Origin of the sequence: Alkalinema pantanalense CENA528, assembly GCF_050753345.1 — a bacterium.
Taxonomy (GTDB): Bacteria; Cyanobacteriota; Cyanobacteriia; order Leptolyngbyales; family Leptolyngbyaceae; genus Alkalinema; species Alkalinema pantanalense.
The window spans coordinates 1-19,236 of sequence record NZ_JBLZFX010000113.1 but is presented as its reverse complement, the minus strand read 5'-3'; the positions used below and the strand labels follow the sequence as shown (position 1 = coordinate 19,236).

Annotated in this window: 14 protein-coding genes; 11 read left to right on the top strand and 3 right to left on the bottom strand. The window is 47.9% G+C overall.

Annotated elements, in window-relative coordinates; translation table 11 throughout:
- The first annotated feature begins 124 nt into the window (after positions 1-124).
- Positions 125-421 (top strand): hypothetical protein, encoded by a 297-nt coding sequence (locus ACN4EG_RS24075; protein WP_431632814.1) that lies wholly within the window; start codon positions 125-127, stop codon positions 419-421.
- Positions 422-441: 20 nt separating this feature from the next.
- Here the strand turns inward: ACN4EG_RS24075 and ACN4EG_RS24070 are convergent, their stop codons facing one another.
- A complete protein-coding gene (locus ACN4EG_RS24070; RefSeq protein ID WP_431632813.1) occupies positions 442-1,953 on the bottom strand; it encodes a cryptochrome/photolyase family protein in 1,512 nt (503 codons plus the stop codon).
- 78 nt (positions 1,954-2,031) lie between these two features.
- The gene (locus ACN4EG_RS24065; protein ID WP_431632811.1) at positions 2,032-2,682 is read right to left on the bottom strand and encodes a CatB-related O-acetyltransferase; all 651 of its coding nucleotides are present in this window, start codon (positions 2,680-2,682) and stop codon (positions 2,032-2,034) included.
- 497 nt (positions 2,683-3,179) lie between these two features.
- On the opposite strand from ACN4EG_RS24065, the gene ACN4EG_RS24060 reads away from it, so the two are divergent.
- The 9 genes from ACN4EG_RS24060 to ACN4EG_RS24020 all read left to right on the top strand — a co-directional run bounded on the left by ACN4EG_RS24060 (position 3,180) and on the right by ACN4EG_RS24020 (position 16,604).
- The gene (locus tag ACN4EG_RS24060; protein WP_431632810.1) at positions 3,180-5,042 is read left to right on the top strand and encodes a phage tail sheath family protein; all 1,863 of its coding nucleotides are present in this window, start codon (positions 3,180-3,182) and stop codon (positions 5,040-5,042) included.
- Between the two features lie 336 nt (positions 5,043-5,378).
- Complete coding sequence (locus ACN4EG_RS24055; protein WP_431632809.1) at positions 5,379-5,903, top strand: phage tail protein; 525 nt, start codon at positions 5,379-5,381, stop codon at positions 5,901-5,903.
- 17 nt (positions 5,904-5,920) lie between these two features.
- Positions 5,921-6,655 carry a T4 family baseplate hub assembly chaperone gene (locus tag ACN4EG_RS24050; RefSeq protein WP_431632808.1) on the top strand — a complete coding sequence of 245 codons (735 nt, stop codon included), beginning with the start codon at positions 5,921-5,923 and terminating at the stop codon, positions 6,653-6,655.
- The gene (locus tag ACN4EG_RS24045) at positions 6,656-8,746 is read left to right on the top strand and encodes a hypothetical protein (protein ID WP_431632807.1); all 2,091 of its coding nucleotides are present in this window, start codon (positions 6,656-6,658) and stop codon (positions 8,744-8,746) included.
- Positions 8,743-10,332: a Pvc16 family protein gene (locus ACN4EG_RS24040; protein ID WP_431632806.1), complete on the top strand. Its 1,590-nt coding sequence runs from the start codon at positions 8,743-8,745 to the stop codon at positions 10,330-10,332. The genes ACN4EG_RS24045 and ACN4EG_RS24040 overlap by 4 nt, the downstream gene beginning before the upstream one ends.
- A 110-nt stretch (positions 10,333-10,442) precedes the next feature.
- The gene (locus ACN4EG_RS24035) at positions 10,443-12,359 is read left to right on the top strand and encodes an ATP-binding protein (protein ID WP_431632816.1); all 1,917 of its coding nucleotides are present in this window, start codon (positions 10,443-10,445) and stop codon (positions 12,357-12,359) included.
- Entirely contained in the window at positions 12,359-12,619 is a 261-nt protein-coding gene (locus ACN4EG_RS24030) for a hypothetical protein (RefSeq protein WP_431632805.1), read from the top strand. The genes ACN4EG_RS24035 and ACN4EG_RS24030 overlap by 1 nt, the downstream gene beginning before the upstream one ends.
- Positions 12,616-15,693, top strand: coding sequence for an eCIS core domain-containing protein (locus tag ACN4EG_RS24025; protein WP_431632804.1), 3,078 nt, complete (start codon positions 12,616-12,618; stop codon positions 15,691-15,693). The genes ACN4EG_RS24030 and ACN4EG_RS24025 overlap by 4 nt, the downstream gene beginning before the upstream one ends.
- A 14-nt stretch (positions 15,694-15,707) precedes the next feature.
- Positions 15,708-16,604, top strand: coding sequence for a hypothetical protein (locus ACN4EG_RS24020; protein WP_431632803.1), 897 nt, complete (start codon positions 15,708-15,710; stop codon positions 16,602-16,604).
- A 38-nt stretch (positions 16,605-16,642) separates the two neighbouring features.
- On the opposite strand, the gene ACN4EG_RS24015 is transcribed toward ACN4EG_RS24020, so the two are convergent.
- A complete protein-coding gene (locus ACN4EG_RS24015; RefSeq protein WP_431632802.1) occupies positions 16,643-17,239 on the bottom strand; it encodes a Uma2 family endonuclease in 597 nt (198 codons plus the stop codon).
- Positions 17,240-17,630: 391 nt separating this feature from the next.
- On the opposite strand from ACN4EG_RS24015, the gene ACN4EG_RS24010 reads away from it, so the two are divergent.
- Positions 17,631-18,914 (top strand): hybrid sensor histidine kinase/response regulator, encoded by a 1,284-nt coding sequence (locus tag ACN4EG_RS24010; RefSeq protein ID WP_431632801.1) that lies wholly within the window; start codon positions 17,631-17,633, stop codon positions 18,912-18,914.
- Positions 18,915-19,236: the final 322 nt, after the last annotated feature.

The following is a 19,236-nucleotide window of genomic DNA, read 5'->3' as shown; positions in this document are numbered from 1 at the left end:
GGCAACGCAGAGGCTTTGGAGATTTTAGCACTCCAAAAGCCTTCCTGTTCGTCGCTGCAAAGAGGCAGGATGGCTAGATTTTTGGTTTTCTTACCGGAAGACCAAAAACTTAGGAGAAGCTCATATGACTGAGTACATTGACGATCGCGCCAGTGAAGGCCGATCGACGGATTCCGCTGCAATTTTGACCCGCAGAGAAACCAACCCCGAACGACGCCCCGTGCGGGTGTTAGTCATCGGCGATCGGCGAGATGTGTTGGCAACAATTAAAAATCTGCATCAACGGGGCTTTGCACCCATGGGGGACTGGAGCCGTCCTTTGCCCTGGCTAGCCACGGAAAACGCGATTCGGGAACAACTGCTCACCCTACCGATGGGTAGCGTCATGAGCCTCTGTACCCGTTGGAATTCTGCGGAATGATCGTGAGGTTGTCCAGAATGCTACCCATGTTGCTGCCAAGTTCGAGCTAACTGGCGGATTTCCTCGAGTTCTGCCTCTGGCATCTTATCCAAGTTTGCCAAAATAAAACTCATACGGCCTTGCTGGGCTAGTTTTTCGCGGTGACGATCGAGGAAATCCCAATACAAAAAATTAAAAGGACAGGCTTTTTCGCCAATCCGCGCTTTGGGATTGAACTGACACCCCTTACAATAATCACTCATCTTGTTAATATAATTAGCCGAAGCCGCATAGGGCTTGGAGGCCAGCATTCCCCCATCGGCATATTGCCCCATGCCAATAACATTGGTTTGCATGACCCAATCGTAGGCATCAATGTAAGCTGCGTGGAACCATTGCTCAATTTCCTGGGGTGAAATTCCAGCAATCAATGCGAAGTTGTTCAATACCATCAAGCGTTGGATATGGTGGGCATAACCTAATCGCTCGGTTTGATCTAGGCATTGCCGTAAGCAATTCATCGGTGCTTGGCTCGCATTCCAAAAAAAGTTGGGTAACGGTTGTTGATGGCCAAACCAGTTACTATCCCCATAGTTCTCCGCGCTGTAGACATACACGCCCCGCATGTATTCCCGCCAACCCATCACCTGACGAATCACGCCTTCCACGCTATTGAGTGGTAGATCCGCCCGTTCTCGGAAAGCAGCTTCTACGGCCTCTACCACTTCGATCGGGTGCAAAAGTCCCAAATTCAAATAGGGAGATAACAGGGAATGCCATAGCGTATCCTGCCCCGTCACCATTGCATCTTCGTAGGGGCCAAAGGTGGCTAAGCGCGTGGCGATAAAATGCGCTAACACCTGCTGCGCCTGCGATCGTGTCACGGCCCAACCAAAGCGATCGATCTGTCCATAGGTGGGGAAATCGAGGTCGCGCACCTTTTGCATTACGGTTTGGGTGATGTCATCGGGTTCAAACCACAGCGGCGCAGGGGGCTGAAACGTGGGGTCGTTCTTTTTCGGCGGTTTGCGATTTTCCTGATCAAAGTTCCAACTGCCGCCGATCGGTTGTCCCCCATCGTCCATCAGGATATTAAAGCGCTTGCGACTGGCGCGATAAAAATCCTCCATCAGGAGCCGTTTGCGGGACTTGGCCCACGGTATAAATTCTTCCGCACTCCAGAGAAATTGATTATTCGGGACGATCGTCATGGGGCAGGGCAAATCTAGGGTGGCTAACTGCTGGGCAAAGGGCTTGTCGATCGGAGCCATGACCCGCAATTCCGTAATCTGCTGCGCCTCAATCCAAGCCAGCAAGGGCGATCGAAACTCCTCCGCTTCGGCATAGGTAACCTGCCAGCCCTGCTGTTGCAGCGTTTGGGCAAAGTGGCGCATGGCAGACCACACCAGCACGAGCTTCTGTTGGTGGTAGGGCCGTACCCGCACGTGGGCCAAGGATTCGATCAGGATAATCGGGCTAGCGGGACTGAGCGCGGTTAGGGCTGCATGGTGCGGCGAAAGCTGATCCCCAAAAATCCAAAGTCCGATCGTCATACCCACTGCACACCCACTGCCTACAAACCGTACTTATCAATCCCGCTATTACACCACAGAGTTTACGGTACAGCAATATTATGGAGAAGGTTGCTGAGTTTGGGCGATCGTATAAAGTGCGTCAATTTGTCGGGACATCAGGAGGGGCAGCGCTTGGGTAATGGTTTGAATGTCCCAGTCCCACCAACGAATTTCCAGTAGTTTTTCAACCTCTGCATCACTAAACCGCTGGCGAATTGGGCGGGCGGGATTGCCTCCTACGATCGTGTAGGGGGGGACGTTTTTGGTGACGACGGATTTAGCCGCGACGATCGCGCCGTCTCCAATCTGGACTCCCGGCATAATCACCGCCTCATAGCCAATCCAAACATCATTCCCAATGACCGTATCGCCCCGACTGGGAAGGTCTAATATTTGCTCCAAGTAGGCTTCCCAGCCTTGGCCAAAAATGGGAAATGGATAGGTAGAAATGCTGTCTAGTTTATGGTTAGCCCCATTCATAATAAATTTCACGCCCGTCGCGATCGCGCAAAATTTACCAATAATTAACTGATCTACACCATAGTTATACAAAACATTGCGTTCAAAGCCTTCGGGATCGCTGGGATCATCATAGTAGGAATAATCCCCCACGATAATGTTAGAAACGGTCAGACAATTTTTAATGAAGCAGACTCTGGGATGGGCTGCAATGGGATGAAGTTGGTTGGGGTCAGGGCCATCACTCATTTGGGTACCTTCTAGACGCGGATATGGACGATCGATGCCACGATCTTGGAATCGATCGGTTCTACGATCGGTTCTACGATCGCTGAAATTTAACGGATAATTTTTTTAAGAAGTGATACGGTAACTCTCAGGTCTGCATCTCAGGTCACTGTTCTCATTAAGTTAATTTAAAACAAGTAAAAAGCTCTGAACTTTAATAGAGGATTTATCAATCGTCAATTAGGATTCAAGGTAAGTCATGAGTCTAAATTGCTTCCCATCATAATGATCATTAATTAGGCAATTTTGGCTCAATGAGGACTGAGCTACGGGACTGAGCTACAGATCAAGACTAGGCTTGTAAAGCAGGACTAGACTTGTAAAGCAGGACTAGGCTTGTAAAGCAGGACTGACTATAGACAATATAGATACAGAGACCCTCGAATTCCCGAACGATCGAAATCTTTTTGCGACATTTTGATTGGTACAGCTTTATCCGCTAAGGAGAGAACGCTTCTATGCCTGTTACCCCCACCTATCCTGGCGTTTACATTGAGGAAATTCCCAGTGGTGTGCGCACTATTACCGGAGTTGCCACTTCGATTACGGCCTTTCTTGGATTTACCTTTAAAGGCCCCACGAATGATCCCGTCCGAATTCAAAATTTTGGCGATTTTGAGCGATTATTTGGGGGATTAACCTACGATAGCACCATGAGTTATGCGGTGCAGCAATTTTTCCTTAATGGCGGCGTGGATGCTCTAATAGTACGCCTTGCCAATCCTGGATTAAAAGCTAAAGCAACCTTAAAAGCGGGCAATGATGACCTTGAACTAGAAGCGGCGGAGGTGGGGCAAAGTGGTAATGATTACGCCCTCGCAGTCAATCACGATAGCGTTTCCGACGATCAGCATTTCAATTTGTTGATTAAAAAAGGTTCAGAAACCGATACGGTTAGCAATATCAAATTTGACGAAGTTTCTGCAAGACTGGCTGATAAACCCGTGCGGGTTAAACCTGGGAGTAAGCTAGGCAGCCGTTTGGATGTGACATCGCAGGATGTGCCGTTGGCGGGCGGGGCAGATGCAGCCAAGGTCGCTAAGATTCAACTCCCCCACAAAACTAAGAATCGTGCTGGGGAAGATATTGTTGAAAATCTTGTGCTGAAAGCGAAGGGAGAAGGCAGTTGGGGCAATAATCTACGAGTGAGTGTTGATCATGATACGGGTAAACCTGGACAGTTCAATTTATTTGTTGAATATGTTGAAGATGGTGAAGTTAAAGCCCGCGAGACGATTCGGAACCTCGATATTGATGCCACTGCAACCCGCTATGTGGCGGATGTCCTGAAACTCCAATCCACCTTTTTAGATTGGGATGAAAAGAGTTCCTTACCGTCCGGTCGGCCTGAAGTAACCACAACGCCGATCGCGCCTGTTGATCCCGATAAGGGGGCCGATGGCGACACGCCGACGGATGAGAGTTTCTACCTCGGTAGCCAAGGGGACAAGACGGGGATGTATGCCTTGGAAAAAGCGGATTTATTCAATCTTCTTTGCATTCCCCCGGTTAATCGCTCCTTGGATGTCTCACCGACGGTGCTGGGCGTTGCTGCTAAATACTGTAGCGATCGCCGTGCTATGTTAATTGCCGATCCACCAATGGATTGGGATACCAAGGACAAAGCATTGAAGGGGTTAACCTCGATTCTTGAACCGATCGGGGGATTTAAGAAAAATGCCGCCCTTTTCTTCCCACGGGTCAAGCTGGCCGATCCCCTCAAAGAGAACCGCCTGGATACCTTTGTGCCTTGCGGGGTGATTGCGGGCATTTTTGCGCGAACGGATGCCCAGAGAGGCGTCTGGAAGGCTCCTGCGGGTACGGAGGCCGGAATGACAGGGGTGCGGGGGCTGTCTGTGAATTTGACGGATGGCGAAAACGGCCAACTGAATCCTTTGGGCGTCAATTGTCTGCGCAACTTCACAGCCTATGGCAATGTCGTCTGGGGCTCGCGAACGACAGACGGAGACGATCGCCTCGCCTCGGAATGGAAATACATTCCGGTTCGTCGCACGGCACTCTTCCTAGAAGAAAGTCTCTATCGGGGGACGCAATGGGTCGTATTTGAACCGAATGATGAGCCGCTCTGGGCACAGATTCGGCTGAATATTGGTGCCTTTCTCAACACCCTGTTCCGCCAAGGTGCGTTCCAAGGTTCCACCCCCAAGGAAGCCTACTTCGTCAAGTGCGACAAAGAAACCACGACGCAGAACGATATCGATCGAGGCATCGTGAATATTGTGGTGGGATTTGCGCCCTTGAAACCGGCTGAGTTTGTCATCATCAAATTCCAACAAATTGCAGGTCAAATTGCGACTTAGTAAGAGCCTAAGGGGGGCTGTTTCTGGAGAGCCTTACCCGCGCTAGATCCGATCCTCCCTACGCTCCCTTACAACAGTGCAGTCAGCCAAATGCTTGCAAATTTGTTTGAAAATTCCTGCCTTCAGGGGCGTTTGGGGGATCATCCTTTTGCGATTACTAACCATTTGCCATCACTAACCATTTGCGATTACTAACCATTTGCCATCACTAATAATGACTTAGAGCGTAAATAGCCAGAACCCCGATCGAGTCCGCTAGGATTAGGATAAGCAGCTATTTTGTGACTAGATCGATTAGCATTCACGACAATAATTGATTTACACGAGGAGAAACGCATGGCTCAGTTTAGTGTCAATGCTCAACGCTTTGATCCCTACAAGAATTTTAAATTTCGGGTGAAATGGGACGGGCGATATGTTGCGGGCATCAGTAAAGTTGGGGCGCTGAAACGAACCACCGAAGTAGTTACCCATCGCGCAGGCGGCGATCCCAGCAGTCCACGCCACTCTCCCGGCCAATCGAAATATGAGCCCATCATGCTGGAGCGCGGTGTGACCCATGATAAAGACTTTGAACAATGGGCCAATAAAGTCTGGAATTATGGGTCAGGGTTGGGGGCGGAAGTGTCCCTGAAGGATTTTCGCAAAGACATCATTATTGAAATGTATAACGAAGCAGGGCAACTCGCGATCGCCTACAAGGTCTTTCGCTGTTGGGTCTCGGAATTTACGGCTCAACCGGAACTGGATGCCAATGCCAACGCTGTCGCCATTCAGAGTATTCAATTGCAAAATGAAGGTTGGGAGCGCGATTATGACGTAACAGAACCCACTGAGCCTAGCTTCCTGGAACCCGCCTAACCTGAAGTAATAGTCCCATGCGTGCGCTTTCTGCCCAGGATATTCTGCAAATTTGGGAAATCGGTCAATTTCAGCATCCCCTCGATCGAGCGATGACGTTGCTTGCCTTTGCCTTGCCTGAAAAAACGGGGGAGGACTTGACACAACTCACGATCGGTCAACGGGATGCCTATTTACTTCAACTGCGCCAGAGCTTGCTGGGTTCGCAGTTGGAGAGCTTTGCGACCTGTCCCCATTGCGGTGAGGCGTTGGAATTTAGTCTACAAGTCCCAGATCTCCAGCTTGCGGAACCGGAGGCCATTAGTTCTGTAACACAATCGGTCACGCTAGACGGATTTGAGATTCAATTTAGTTTGCCGACGAGTCGGGATTTGGCGGCGGTGGTGGGCTGTCGGGAGGTGGCGATCGCGGCGCAGCAGTTAACCCAACGCTGTCTACATCGGATAACGCAATCGGGACAGACGATCGAAGCGCAACAGTTGCCGCCCTCGGTATTGATGCGATTATCCCAGCATATGACCACGGTTGATCCCCAAGCGGAACTGTTACTCGATTTGGTGTGCCCCAACTGTGGCCATACGTGGCAGGTGTTGTTTGATATTGTGTCATTTTTCTGGACGGAGTTAACGGTGCAGGCCAAACGATTGTTACGGGAGGTGCATCTCTTGGCCCGTGCCTATGGTTGGCGAGAGGGTGATATTTTGACCATGAGTGCAACGCGACGGCAATTTTATCTGGAGCTAGTCACGTAAATGACGGATCTAATGACCCAACTAGCAGCCCGTACCTTAGATCGGACTCCGCTGGTGCAGCCTCGGATTGATTCGATGTTTGCCCCTCCGTTTACTACTGCTACGGTGATCACTGCTGGTACCGATAATCCTGCTGTTACCGATCATTCTGCTAATTCTTCTTCTGATTACGCTACCGCTACTGCTACTGATCCACTATCGTCTCCATCCACATTTCCGTTGACATCTCCATCATTACCGTTATCCCCTGGGGAGACTCTGCTGGAAGGGGGGCAGGACTTTTCACGATCGGTGTCACGATCGGCGTTGGTCGATCCAACTGCACCCACGTTACCGATCGCCCATCTACCCCGCTGGACAACACCGCCCACGACTCAAACCCTAGACGAGCGATCGCAGGCAATGCCTTCAGTTCCGTCTAGTAGCGAAACCGCGAAGGTTGAAACTTTTAGTTCTGCAATATCAGCGGCACCTGTTCCTGTAGAAGGAATGACTGGGATGGAAACGACTGGGATGGAAACGACTGGGATGGAACCTGTGGGGGTCGATCGAGTCACCCCTCAGCAAGCACCTCCGATCGCTCCAATTTCCTCCCCTACGCCGCTTCATCCTGCATCTACATTTACAGACTCGATCGTGCCCACCCACACCATCAATGCTGACTCCCTTCGTCCCCCATCTAATTTTTCCTCTGAACCTGCTCAGCAAATCGAGTCCTCGCAGCCAAGTGAGCCATCTCGATCAATGCAGAATTCTGGGTTTGTCCAACCGACTGAGGCGATGGAAAGTTTCAGCGAACATTCCACCGCTTTAACTCCCAATCCGTTGAGTCAATCCTCTAGCCCAATATCGAGACAATCTTCGTCAGAAACGCCTCTAGACGCGCCTCTTGTACCCGCTGTGCAACCCTCTACTCTTCCTAGCAGCGCTTCCAATTATCTAACGGATCAATTAACGAATTCATCGGAAAGTAATTTTGTAAATCCTCCCCTTAATCATCAATCTTCTAATTCGTTCAATCCTATATCTACTGACATAGCCAGTCATTCATCTAGTAACTTATCTGATATTCCTGTTATTAACTCCGCTAGTCATCCACTATCTTTTACCAATAATGATGTATCTCCTACAGAGACAATCAATCTAGAGACAATAAAAGCTTCTCTACCTACTATTCAACGATTCTCAGAAACGGGTTCCAATTCTACGGTGTCACCTGTAACGATCGATGCCGGAATCGGTGCAGAGACTGTTCCCCAACCATCCATGACGATCGGAGATGCCTCAATAGTTCACCCTTTGCCCACCGTCGGAGAATCCACAAAAGCAGAATCTAGATTAGATGCTAGATCGGTCTTCAGTGAATCACTAACGGTTCCTCTATCGACTGTTCTACCTCCATCGACGATCGAACCCGTCATATCTTCGAACTTTGTACCCTCTAACCCCCCACTGTCTGATCCAATCGCCCAACCCCTATCCTCCTCCGCTACCATCCAGAATCCTGTCAATCGTGAATCGTCGATCGTGCCTGCTTCGGATGCGTCTTCGAGTCGTGCGGAACCGCTCGTGCAATCCTTAACGCAAGTTTCTCCTAGACGATCGAACGATTCCTCTAATCAACGGGAGAATTCTCAAACATATCCGACTCCACTGATCGTCCATGCTGAGATCAATGGTCAAACTGATACTCGATTGAACGCTCAATCACATACTCAATTAAATGCTAAGTCAAATCATTCATCTAATCCTCGATCGAATTCTGATCAGTTGATTTCTTCTCAATCTTTGCCCATTTCTCAGCCTATTGTACCTATTCCAGTTATTCCAACCTTAGTCCCTAAAGTTGCCGTAGCTCCTCCACCAGAGGCAATGCCAAATTCTCCCTCTTCGGCTGGGCGACAGGCTGGAATGAATCCACCAGAATCGGCCTTAGAATCCTCTGCCCCGACGATTCACATTACCATTGGCCGCATTGATATTCGTGCCATCCCCCAAGCCTCTCCGCCTGCTCGATCCCGTCCTGCCGCGAATCCTCCCAAACAATCTCTACAGGACTATCTCAACCATCGTAATGGAGGTGGCGGATGAGTAATGCCCTTGCGATCGGTGCAGTCACCGCAGTCATTAAAAGTCTTTTGGAAAATGGCCTGATTCGGCAAGGCATTCCTAGCATTCTAGGTGGAATGCCCACGATTACGGTACTTTCGCCCGATCCGGAAGGCGGGGGCGCAACCAATGGACAAACCGTCGATCGATTGAATTTATTTCTCTATCAAACCAATCCTAATCCCAGTTGGCGCAACGTGGGTCTTCCTTCCCGTAACAGTAGCGGAGATCGCATCAGCAATCCTCCGTTAGCGCTAGATTTACACTATTTAATCACTGCGTACACTAAAGATGCATTCCATGCAGAAATTCTATTAGGCCACGCCATGCAACTGCTGCATGAAATGCCTGTGCTTAGTCGTGACGTGATTCGATCGGCCTTGAGGAACCTGGCATCCAGTAGTGAACCTGCTGCCCGTGCCCTAGCCACCTCTGACCTCGCGGAGCAACTGGAACAAATTAAACTGTCCGCCCAGCCCATGAGTACCGAAGAAGTCTCTAAGCTATGGTCAGCCATTCAAACCCAGTATCGGCCCACGGTGGTTTATCAAGCGTCTGTTGTTCTGATTGACAGTCAAAAATCAACCAAATCTGCCCTGCCCGTACGGGAGCGACGGTTACATATTTTACCCTTCGAGCAACCCGTCATTGCTGCGGTCAAGCCACAAATTGCGACCCCAGGTAGTCAACTGATTCTTGAAGGTCGCAATCTCCGTAGCCAGCAAGTGACTGTGAATTTTGGGACGGTTGCCGTCGCCCCCGATCGCCTTAACGACCAAGAAGTTCAAGTGACGGTACCTAGCAATTTATCAGCGGGAATTAACACTCTTCAGATTCAGCAACTTCTCGATTTTGGCCCTGATTCGGGGTTACACCGGGGGTTTGAATCCAACCTGATGCCATTTGTCCTAGCGCCAAAGATTCTACAAATTTCTGCTTCCGAAGGTATTCGATCGGGAACTGTCACTGTGATTGTTCAGGTGCTTCCGATCGTGCGTAAAAATCAACAGGTAACGTTATTTTTAAATGAGCTGGGTGGCTCAACAGGATACTCAGCGAATCTTACTCCGCGAGAGGCTGATAGTAATCAACTCAGTTTTACCTTTCCGAATGTTAAAGCAGGCCAATATTTAGCTCGGTTACGGGTAGATGGTGCTGCCAGTCCTTTAGAAATCGATGATAATCCCGATAGTGTAACCTTTAATCAATATATTCAACCTAGTGTTAGGTTAAATTGTGTTAATGACTGCCTTAGAATTGTTGATTTGAATTTGAATATCAATCGCGATCAAGATGTATTAACCGTTGTCGCAGCGGTTAGGATTTTGACCGAAACGGGCGTAGAAAGTTCTGGAGTGCTAGTTTCTGGGGTTTGGACGCTTCCTGATGGTAGTCAACTAGTCGATAATGCAATCACTGCTACTAGTGGCAGCGATCGGGGTATTGCTAGATTCCAAACGATCGGTACCCCCGGAACCTATGCGTTTACCGTCACAAATTTAAGTAAGACAGGATTTACGTTTGATGCGCCCCAGAGTTTAGTCTTGACGCGCAGTATTTCGGGGTGAGCCATATGAATTCAGTCACCTCTGCGGAAGCAATGTCCCATTGGCAGTCTGTTAACCAGCGCTATCTTGCGGCGGCTCTTGTCAGAATTCAATCGGCTCTTCAGTCCTGCTTGGTACAACGTAACTCCTCGGGGCCTGTATCGGTTACTGCTGCGCCAACCTGGGCCGAATTAGCGACGATCGCGCAATCTTCCTCCCATCCTCCGGCCTTAGTCGTTTTAAGCCGGATCTTTGATTTAACGGAATTTGAGCAAGACTTACTGATGCTTTGTGTGGGCTGTGAAATGAGTGCGGAAATTGCTCAACTGTGTGCCAAAGTGCAGGGTAACCCACAGTTGACGTATCCAACATTGAGTTTGGCCTTGGCTGCATTCTCTGAGCCCCATTGGAGTGCATTGACTCCGGTGCGTCCACTGCGGCGTTGGCGCTTGATTGAAGTGGCGAAGGGTGATAGTTTGACCCAAAGTCGATTGACGGTGGATGAGCGGATATTGCATTACTTGCAGGGGGTGTCCTATTTTGACGATCGCCTGCGGGGGCTAGTCGAATCCTGTTGGCAACCGGCGGATTTACCACCGTCGCAACAGCGTTTGGTAGAAAACATTGTGGAAGTGTGGTCACAGCCTGGAATGTCCCCTGTGATTCAACTCTGTGGGAATGGAATGGAGGCACAGACCGCGATCGCCACAATGGCCTGTGCAACCTTGGGCGTGCAATTAGGATACTTACGAGCAGCGGATTTTCCAACGATAATGGCAGAACGAGAGGCGTTGGTCACTTTATGGGAACGGGAAGCGCTGTTGAGTCAGAGTGCCCTACTAGTGGATTATGACTCAGCCACGCCCGATCGCTTACCCCAACTCCAACGATTTGTGGAACAGTTGCGCGGCATGGTGATTGTTGCAGGAAGAGAACCTTTAGTATTAAATCAACGATCAACCATTAGATTAGATTTACCTAAACTAACCTCTATAGAACAACATCAAATTTGGCAACAGGTATTAGGAACTAAAGCTACTCATTGGAGACATTCTATCGATCGCTTAGTTGCACAGTTTAATCTCTCATCAATCAACATTCAAACTATCTTAAATGAGACTCAAATTAAATACAAAAAAAACAATCTACAAACAGTCGGCATTCCACCATCTGATTTAAAATCAGAAGAGTTATTTAATACTCTGTGGGATACCTGCCGAGTCCAGGCAAGAACTCGATTGGATGATCTAGCTCAACGGATTCCCACGATCGCGGGTTGGGATGATCTCGTTCTACCGGAATTGCAGCGGCAAACGCTGAGAGAAATTGTTGCTCAAGTTCGCCAACGTACGCAAGTGTATGAAACTTGGGGATTTGCAGTGCGGGGCGCTAACGGGCTTGGAATTAGTGCGCTGTTTGCAGGGACGAGCGGAACGGGAAAAACGATGGCTGCTGAGGTGCTGGCCTATGAATTGCGGTTAGATCTCTATCGGATTGATTTAAGCCAAGTGGTGAGTAAATACATTGGCGAAACTGAGAAGAACTTGCGGCGGGTCTTTGAAGCAGCGGAGACGGGTGGTGCAATTTTGTTATTTGACGAAGCAGATGCACTATTTGGCAAACGCAGTGAGGTCAAGGATTCCCACGATCGCTATGCCAATATCGAGGTCAGTTATTTGCTGCAACGGATGGAAGCCTATCGTGGTTTAGCGATTCTGACGACGAACCTTCGTAGTGCGATCGATACGGCATTTCTGCGCCGGATTCGCTTTGTGGTGCAGTTTCCCTTTCCCGATTGGGCGCAACGACGAGAAATTTGGCAACGCATTTTTCCAGCTAAGCTTCCCACAGAGCAATTAAATTTTGATAAGCTGGCGCAACTCAATATTGCTGGCGGTAATATTCGTAATATTGCCTTAAATGCGGCGTTTCTTGCAGCGGATGCGGGTGACTCGGTGTGCATGGAACATTTGCTACAAGCAACTCGTAGTGAATATATTAAGCTCGAAAAAACGCTAACGGAAACTGAAATAGGAGGTTGGATCTAATGCAATCAGGTCATATTCATATTCATATCGATCAACTTGTACTCCATGGATTTCCCCCTGGGAATCGCGATCGTATGTATGCTGCCATTCAACAGGAGTTAACGCGACTGCTGACAGAACAAGGAATTCCGCCAACATTGATGCAAGGTGGGCAAGCGGATCAGATTGATGGCGGATCGTTTAATATGACAGTAGGGGCGAAGACGGAGGGAATTGGAACGGAGGTTGCCCGATCGATCTATGGAGGGTTAGGCGGATGACCCAGAAAACCCAAACCACAACGAAACTGACTCCACAACCCACGCTCAATGTGGATCAGTCGGGGTTATTGCAGCGCAAATGTGAATGCGGCAATGCGGCGGGCTTAACGGGGGAATGTGAGGATTGTCAGCGGCGGAAACTGACGGGCGATCGACGAAAAGATTCGGATACGGTTACAGCTCCGGTTTTGCATAACTGGATTCAACCTAAGCTGACGATCGGTGCTCCGAATGACCCGTATGAGCAGGAGGCCGATCGGGTGGCCGATCGGGTAATGCGGATGCCGGCTCCAGATGCCGCAGCAAGAGGACCCTGGGTTCGCTCAAATCTGCCATTTGTAGCCCATCCATTCCCTCTGCAAAAGCAAGAACTGAAAGAGGAAGACGAAGACAAGAAACAAGGAAAAATTCAGGCAAAGGAAGCGTCTGGGCAGGCTCCTGAGGTTACTTCGGAGTTAGAGGAACGGTTACGAGCAAGTCAGGGAAAGGGGCAACCACTGCCAGAGGAAACTCGATCGTTCATGGAACCGCGCTTTGGTGCAGACTTCAGCCAGGTGCGAGTGCATACGGATGGTGAAGCGGCACAAATGAATCGAGCAATCAATGCTCAAGCGTTTACCCATCGTCAGGATATTTATTTTGCTGCTAGCAAGTATCATCCCGCGTCCAAAGCAGGTCAGCAATTGATAGCCCATGAGTTGACCCATGTAATGCAACAAACTGGGAAATTTCAAGCTCAGTTGTCTTTCGTGGGTGATGATAGGAATAGTCTAGTGCCGTTGATGAATCCTGTTAGTTGGAGTTCCATTCAGCGTCAGGATGCACCACAATCAGTCACAGCAGATCAACTCATTGATGAGCATACAAACTGGATTGGCAACTTAAACGAAGAGGAACTTGGGAAGGATTTAGCGGATCGGCTACCCTCTCAAAGTCTTTTGGCAAGTGAAGTATTAAACAAACTTTCGAGTAGCGATCGAGATGATGTTGCCTATGAGATAACTACTGCTGCCAGTGAAAAGTTGGTAACAATCCCAGCTTGGCTACGCATGAGATTTGTGCAAGAAATGATTGATGGAGTTGTTACTGACGAGGAGGAGGGCGCAATTGCCCAGATCTGGATCAGTTTTGAACCAAACATCTCCGTGATTGCCGAGGAAAACCGAGACTTTTGGAAAAAGTCACTTTGGGAGAGTGATCAACTGAGTGAATACCTCCAACCCCAGAAATATGCTTTTAAGTGGGATGTTCTAGATTTAGCTAGAACATATATTGCTGAAAATAGGAAAGCATTATTAACCGAGGCTGAACGCTATGGAATCGACCTAGAAGCTACTGGAAAGACCATTGCAGAGACACCTGGTTACCTAGAGGCAGTTCGATCGGTTGCTCCGAATATCCTTCAGCTTAAGAATATCTTAGATCAACTTCGCCAGATTTACGTTGGCTACAATACCGAATATGAAATAGAGACAGGGACTCCATATCAAGTTGCAGCTAAATTTAACCCTGAGGCACAACCAGAGCGCCCTCCTGAGGGAAACGAATCTCCACCATGGCCAACTTGGGAAGAAGCTAAAAATCAATACGATCGTGTTGATGCCATTATTTCTTCCTTTGCTAGCCTTTATCCTTCAATCTATATTCTAATTCAGCAAAATAAACTGGAGGCATTAGTTCAGGCTGGTGATGCAACTAAGGCACAGGCAACTGTCGCTGAAGTAATGCAAATAACAAGAGAGAAGCTTGACGAATCTGACGAGAAAATTCGCACAGAAGACATTGAATATTATGACTTAATGCTCATCCAGTCTCAACTTTTTAACGGTTCTCCCAAAGATATTTTTATTCCTCGTTACCCTTGGGAGCAGCCTTTTTACCAGGATATTGCTAAAGATGATATCAAAGGTCATGAGGCGCGTGCATTCTGGGCTGATTTGGGTTTGAGCCTTGTGGCAGCGGCGGCGTTGATTGCTGCCCCTTTTACGGGTGGTGCCAGCGCTGTTTTCCTTATTGGTTTTGGTGTAGGAATTGGTGCTACCCAGGCTGGTATGAGTTGGGAAAAATATCTGGACTTGTCAACCCTTGCTGATGCTGAGGTTAAGGAGGATTTAGCATTAATCGCTGAGGGACAAGTTAGTGCCCAACTGTTAGATGCGATTATCCAAACAGTGTCTGTTTTCTTAGATGTCTATGGTGCAGGAAAAGTTGGAACAACAGGTGCAAAGGTTGGAGCTCGCTCTGCTCTTAAGGTGGCAGAGCGAGAACTCATGGAACAAATAGCAGAGGAGGCCAGTAAAAAAGCCGGACGTGAGGCAGCGAAAGAGATAGGAATGACGGCAGCAGGTGCAGGTGTAGCGATTGGGCTCCATGAATTGGCAAATGATGAACCGGATTATCAGATCGGAGGTAGTGCTACACGCCATCAAATTGACCTTGGCCCAGATACACCTGAGACTACACCAACTACTGTGAGTCCAATGTTAATACAACGGGCTGGTGGGGGAAGTCCAGGAGGAGTTACAACTCCTCCTAAACAACCTATTATTCTCACAGGAGGAGAATTTGAGGTTTACGTGGAGAAGGCTCTACTAAAAGGATCCGATGGTCTACCAAAAATGGACTTTGTCATTCCTGGTCAATATAGAGGTGGTTCAGGATGGGGAGTAGATCGGATTGGAATTGTTTACGATAATACTACGGGAAAGATTAATGTTTATCACTTCGAAATGAAATTTGTTTCAGAAGGTTCTCCTCATGTACCTGAGCTTGGCAGTAGAGCAGCAGGCACGCAAACTGGAAAAGGTTGGACAGCCAATGCGATCGATGGTTTCCTAAATAGTCAACATCCTAATGCGCGAGCTGGCAGAGAACGATTGCGAAGAGTACTAAAGAAATTAAATTTGGAAAGTGATATAGCAGGTATGAGAAAGTTTTTGCAAAGTAAACTGGTAGATGCACCAGTCATTATTGTTACGCCTGATTGGGCAAAGTTGAGCAAACTGTATAAACAAGTAGCGGCCCTGATCAGACATGGACGTGAAGTATCAATTCTAAAAGTTTTCAAGAAATGATTAAACATTAACGCATGAATGGAGAATTAAAAGAAATCTTACAAACCATCTACCAGTATGGCATTGAGGCTCAAGTTGCCGATGCAGCTGAGGCAGAAGTTGCCCTGCGAGAAGGTGATATGCCTTACTATTTCGACCTTAGATTAAATCTTGATTTAGCTGATACTTGTTGGGCACTTGAGAGATGGGACGAAGCAAAGTATTGGTATCGTCATAACGCCCGTGTGATGCTGGAGCAGCGTAATTGGCACATGGAACATAGCGATCCAGATTATCCGATTGAAGCAACATCAGATTGGATGTCTAGTACGTTCATCAAAGCGGGTGATCTAGAAATTGGGCGAAAGCTTTTAGAAAGAGCAATTACCCACTGGAAAGACGAATCAAACTCACAACTTGTGTTGACAAAGTTAGGCTTACATGCGGCACAAGCTGAATTAGCTGAACTAGCAAAGTATGCATTTTGTATCATCGATGCTCGGCAAGAGCTTTCAGGAGGCACTGGATCAAATGTCAAGAGAGCGAGGACATTGCTCCACTATGAACCAGCTCAAGTAAGTCTATTACTGAGACAATGCGATGAATTCCTAGAACAGACCAAAGTGCTTTTGCAAGGAGCGCAATTAGTAGAAGGCAGTCCCGGTTTAGCCTTTCCTATCCCTATGCAAGATGCATTAGTAGCTGCATCTTGTGGGTTTGAGACATTAGCTCTGCTTCATATTAGTGAAATAGAACCGAAAAAAGGGCGTGAGTTAGCGAGGCAGGCTTTTGAAGAAGCAATGTTACACTTCTATCGATTTAGTGGACAAGTCGATTGGAATTTATACTTTATGCGTCTGAATACACGCTTTGCTGATGAGTTAGCTTCAGGTCAAACACTTAATCCAAACCCATTTTCCAGTGATACTTAAGTTTGCACGATCGCCCCCCTTGTAGAATCATGACTCAACTAATCCAGTTTTGCCTGTAACACCTGTGCGGCGGTCAGTTGAAACTCTGGAAAGAGGGCTGAAACAATCCGCTGATCTCCCTTAAACACTGCCTCTTCATACAATCCGGCTACCCACATCAGCACCATCACCTGCGCTGCCGTTGGATCGACCACCCAGTATTCCTGGATTCCTCGTGCTGCATATTCCGATCGCTTATAACGATAATCCCGCTGCTCATTTTCAACTCCCGGAGACACCACCTCCACTACTAGCGCTGGAGGCGGCATATCTGGCAGTAAAATGCTTCTTGCTGCCCCTTGGAGTGCCATTGCTGCGTCTTCCGTCAGCACCATCAAATCAGGAATTCGCGCTGTTGCTCGATAACCACTCACCGCGATTTCAGTTTTGACTCGGAAGCGATCGGGAGGCACAAAGCGGCTAAGGGCAAACATCAGAATCACGACAATTAGCCCATTGAGGTCGCTCTCTGAAGGCATTTCCACCAGTTCCCCGTTCACTAATTCATACCGAATCTCAGTTCCCTCGTCATAGGTCAGATAGTCTTCCAAGGTTAGATAATTTTGCGAGGTTGTTAGATTAGCGGCTTGAGTCATAGGCTAGCCTCTAAGACGATGCCATGACTATTGTAGCGATTCCTCCGATCTCGCTTCACGATTCCTGATGGGGGATCAGTACGAGTGTAATGAGGGGAATGGGACGGAAGAATTCTCAATTCCTCTGCCCGATCGCGCCTTTCTTAAAAAGTGACACCTTGATATTCTCTAGCAATCGACTGATACACTGGGGAGAGGGTGCAGATACATAGAGAATGAGGTGCAATCGTACAACGGTCGATCGAAGGCTACCCAAATGACTGGTTGCTCAGCCCATAAAATCTCATCTATCCCTTCATCTTAACAATCTTGCTTGAACGCTGGTTCAGCCTGACGGTAAGTGATGGGTTAATCTAACTGTATATTCCTCCTCATCGCTCAGAGAAAAACGATGGTTGATCGAGCCAACATCCTAATCGTTGATGACAAAGTGGATAATGTCCGACTGTTGTCAGAGATGCTAAGCAGTGAGGGCTATAAATCCCGGAAAGTTCTGAATGGATCCCACGCCCTAGATGCTGCACAACTGGATCCACCTGATTTGATTTTGTTAGATATCATGATGCCGGGATTGAATGGGTATGAGACCTGCCAGCGCTTAAAGGCGGATCCTCGCACTCAGGAGATTCCCATTATCTTTTTAAGCGCATTAAATGATACCAGCGACAAAGTGAGGGCTTTAGAATTGGGGGGGGTGGATTACATTACCAAGCCGTTCCAGAAAGAAGAAGTCATCGCCCGAGTCAAAACCCATCTGCGAATTCAAAACCTGACCCACACCCTTAGAGCTCAAAATATTCAACTTGCCGAGGAGATCGAGCATCGAAAAACTGCTGAAGCTGCCCTGCAACAGGCTTTAGAGGATTTGAAAACTGCTCAAAAACAAATGATTGTCCACGAGAAATTAGCGGCTTTAGGCACGCTTACCGCTGGAATTGCCCACGAACTTCGCAACCCTCTGAATTTTGTCAATAACTATGCTGAGGGCTCGATCGAGCTTTTAGATGATCTGCTGGAAGCCATAGACACCCAAGTCTCACAACTGAAGCCAGAAACGCGATCGGTCATTCAGGATCTGATTACAGATCTCAAAACCAACTCAGGAACGATTTATCTCCATGGTCAGCGGGCTGAGCAGATTATTAGCAGCATGATGCAGCATGCGCGGATGGAAAACAGTTTGCCTCAATTGACAGATCTGAATGGTTTATTAGATGAAGCTATCGATCTGACCTACCACAGCAAACGAGTTCAGCACCAAGGATTTAATGTCACTATTCACCGCGATTATGACGCTAATATTGGGCAGTTACAGCTGTTGTCTAACGAACTGTGTCGTGCATTTATCAATCTGATTGACAATGCATTTGATGCTATGCAAAGTAAACAAAAACTTGAAGGAAAAGAGTTTATTCCTATGCTATCGGTGTCCACTCGACAGTTAGGAAGCAATGTACAGATTTGTATTCAAGACAATGGAATTGGAATTCAGCCAGAGTACCAAAGTAAAATTTTTGAGCCGTTCTTTACGACTAAGCCTACAGGTGAGGGAACTGGCCTAGGACTCTCGATGGCCTATGAAATCATTGTCAGGCAACATAATGGCACCTTAAAACTCGAGACAGTACAAGGAGTCCAGACTATTTTTGTGGTAACGTTGCCTATTCCTGAGTAGTTGACCATGATTTTTGACTATAGATAAAAGAATATTTATCAACTTAAGCCTATATATCAAGCTATCCAAGTGGACTATTTTATTGCTTTCTCGATCGCCAGGTAGAGCGGGTAAGGTTGCCTCCGAAAATTTCAACTTTACTCAGTATGATTGAACTAATTGAGATTGCTACTGATTGAAATTGCTAGTATTAGGTTCTTGACTTGTAACTACTCAGGCTGTGGTTTAAGCGACACAGGATTGCCCGAGAACAATCCAACGAGAGCGTCTAAAAGATTGATATTCTGCTTGCGCAAGGTGGATAAATAGCCCCGAATGCGAC

What these genes read in the sequence shown, in the direction of transcription:
- ACN4EG_RS24055 (WP_431632809.1), top strand. Translation starts at nt 5,379, where the DNA reads ATGGCTCAGTTTAGTGTCAATGCTCAACGCTTTGATCCCTACAAGAAT.
- ACN4EG_RS24075 (WP_431632814.1), top strand. Translation starts at nt 125, where the DNA reads ATGACTGAGTACATTGACGATCGCGCCAGTGAAGGCCGATCGACGGAT.
- ACN4EG_RS24010 (WP_431632801.1), top strand. Translation starts at nt 17,631, where the DNA reads ATGGTTGATCGAGCCAACATCCTAATCGTTGATGACAAAGTGGATAAT.
- ACN4EG_RS24030 (WP_431632805.1), top strand. Translation starts at nt 12,359, where the DNA reads ATGCAATCAGGTCATATTCATATTCATATCGATCAACTTGTACTCCAT.
- ACN4EG_RS24040 (WP_431632806.1), top strand. Translation starts at nt 8,743, where the DNA reads ATGAGTAATGCCCTTGCGATCGGTGCAGTCACCGCAGTCATTAAAAGT.
- ACN4EG_RS24025 (WP_431632804.1), top strand. Translation starts at nt 12,616, where the DNA reads ATGACCCAGAAAACCCAAACCACAACGAAACTGACTCCACAACCCACG.
- ACN4EG_RS24020 (WP_431632803.1), top strand. Translation starts at nt 15,708, where the DNA reads ATGAATGGAGAATTAAAAGAAATCTTACAAACCATCTACCAGTATGGC.
- ACN4EG_RS24070 (WP_431632813.1), bottom strand. Translation starts at nt 1,953, where the DNA reads ATGACGATCGGACTTTGGATTTTTGGGGATCAGCTTTCGCCGCACCAT.
- ACN4EG_RS24045 (WP_431632807.1), top strand. Translation starts at nt 6,656, where the DNA reads ATGACGGATCTAATGACCCAACTAGCAGCCCGTACCTTAGATCGGACT.
- ACN4EG_RS24060 (WP_431632810.1), top strand. Translation starts at nt 3,180, where the DNA reads ATGCCTGTTACCCCCACCTATCCTGGCGTTTACATTGAGGAAATTCCC.
- ACN4EG_RS24050 (WP_431632808.1), top strand. Translation starts at nt 5,921, where the DNA reads ATGCGTGCGCTTTCTGCCCAGGATATTCTGCAAATTTGGGAAATCGGT.
- ACN4EG_RS24065 (WP_431632811.1), bottom strand. Translation starts at nt 2,682, where the DNA reads ATGAGTGATGGCCCTGACCCCAACCAACTTCATCCCATTGCAGCCCAT.
- ACN4EG_RS24015 (WP_431632802.1), bottom strand. Translation starts at nt 17,239, where the DNA reads ATGACTCAAGCCGCTAATCTAACAACCTCGCAAAATTATCTAACCTTG.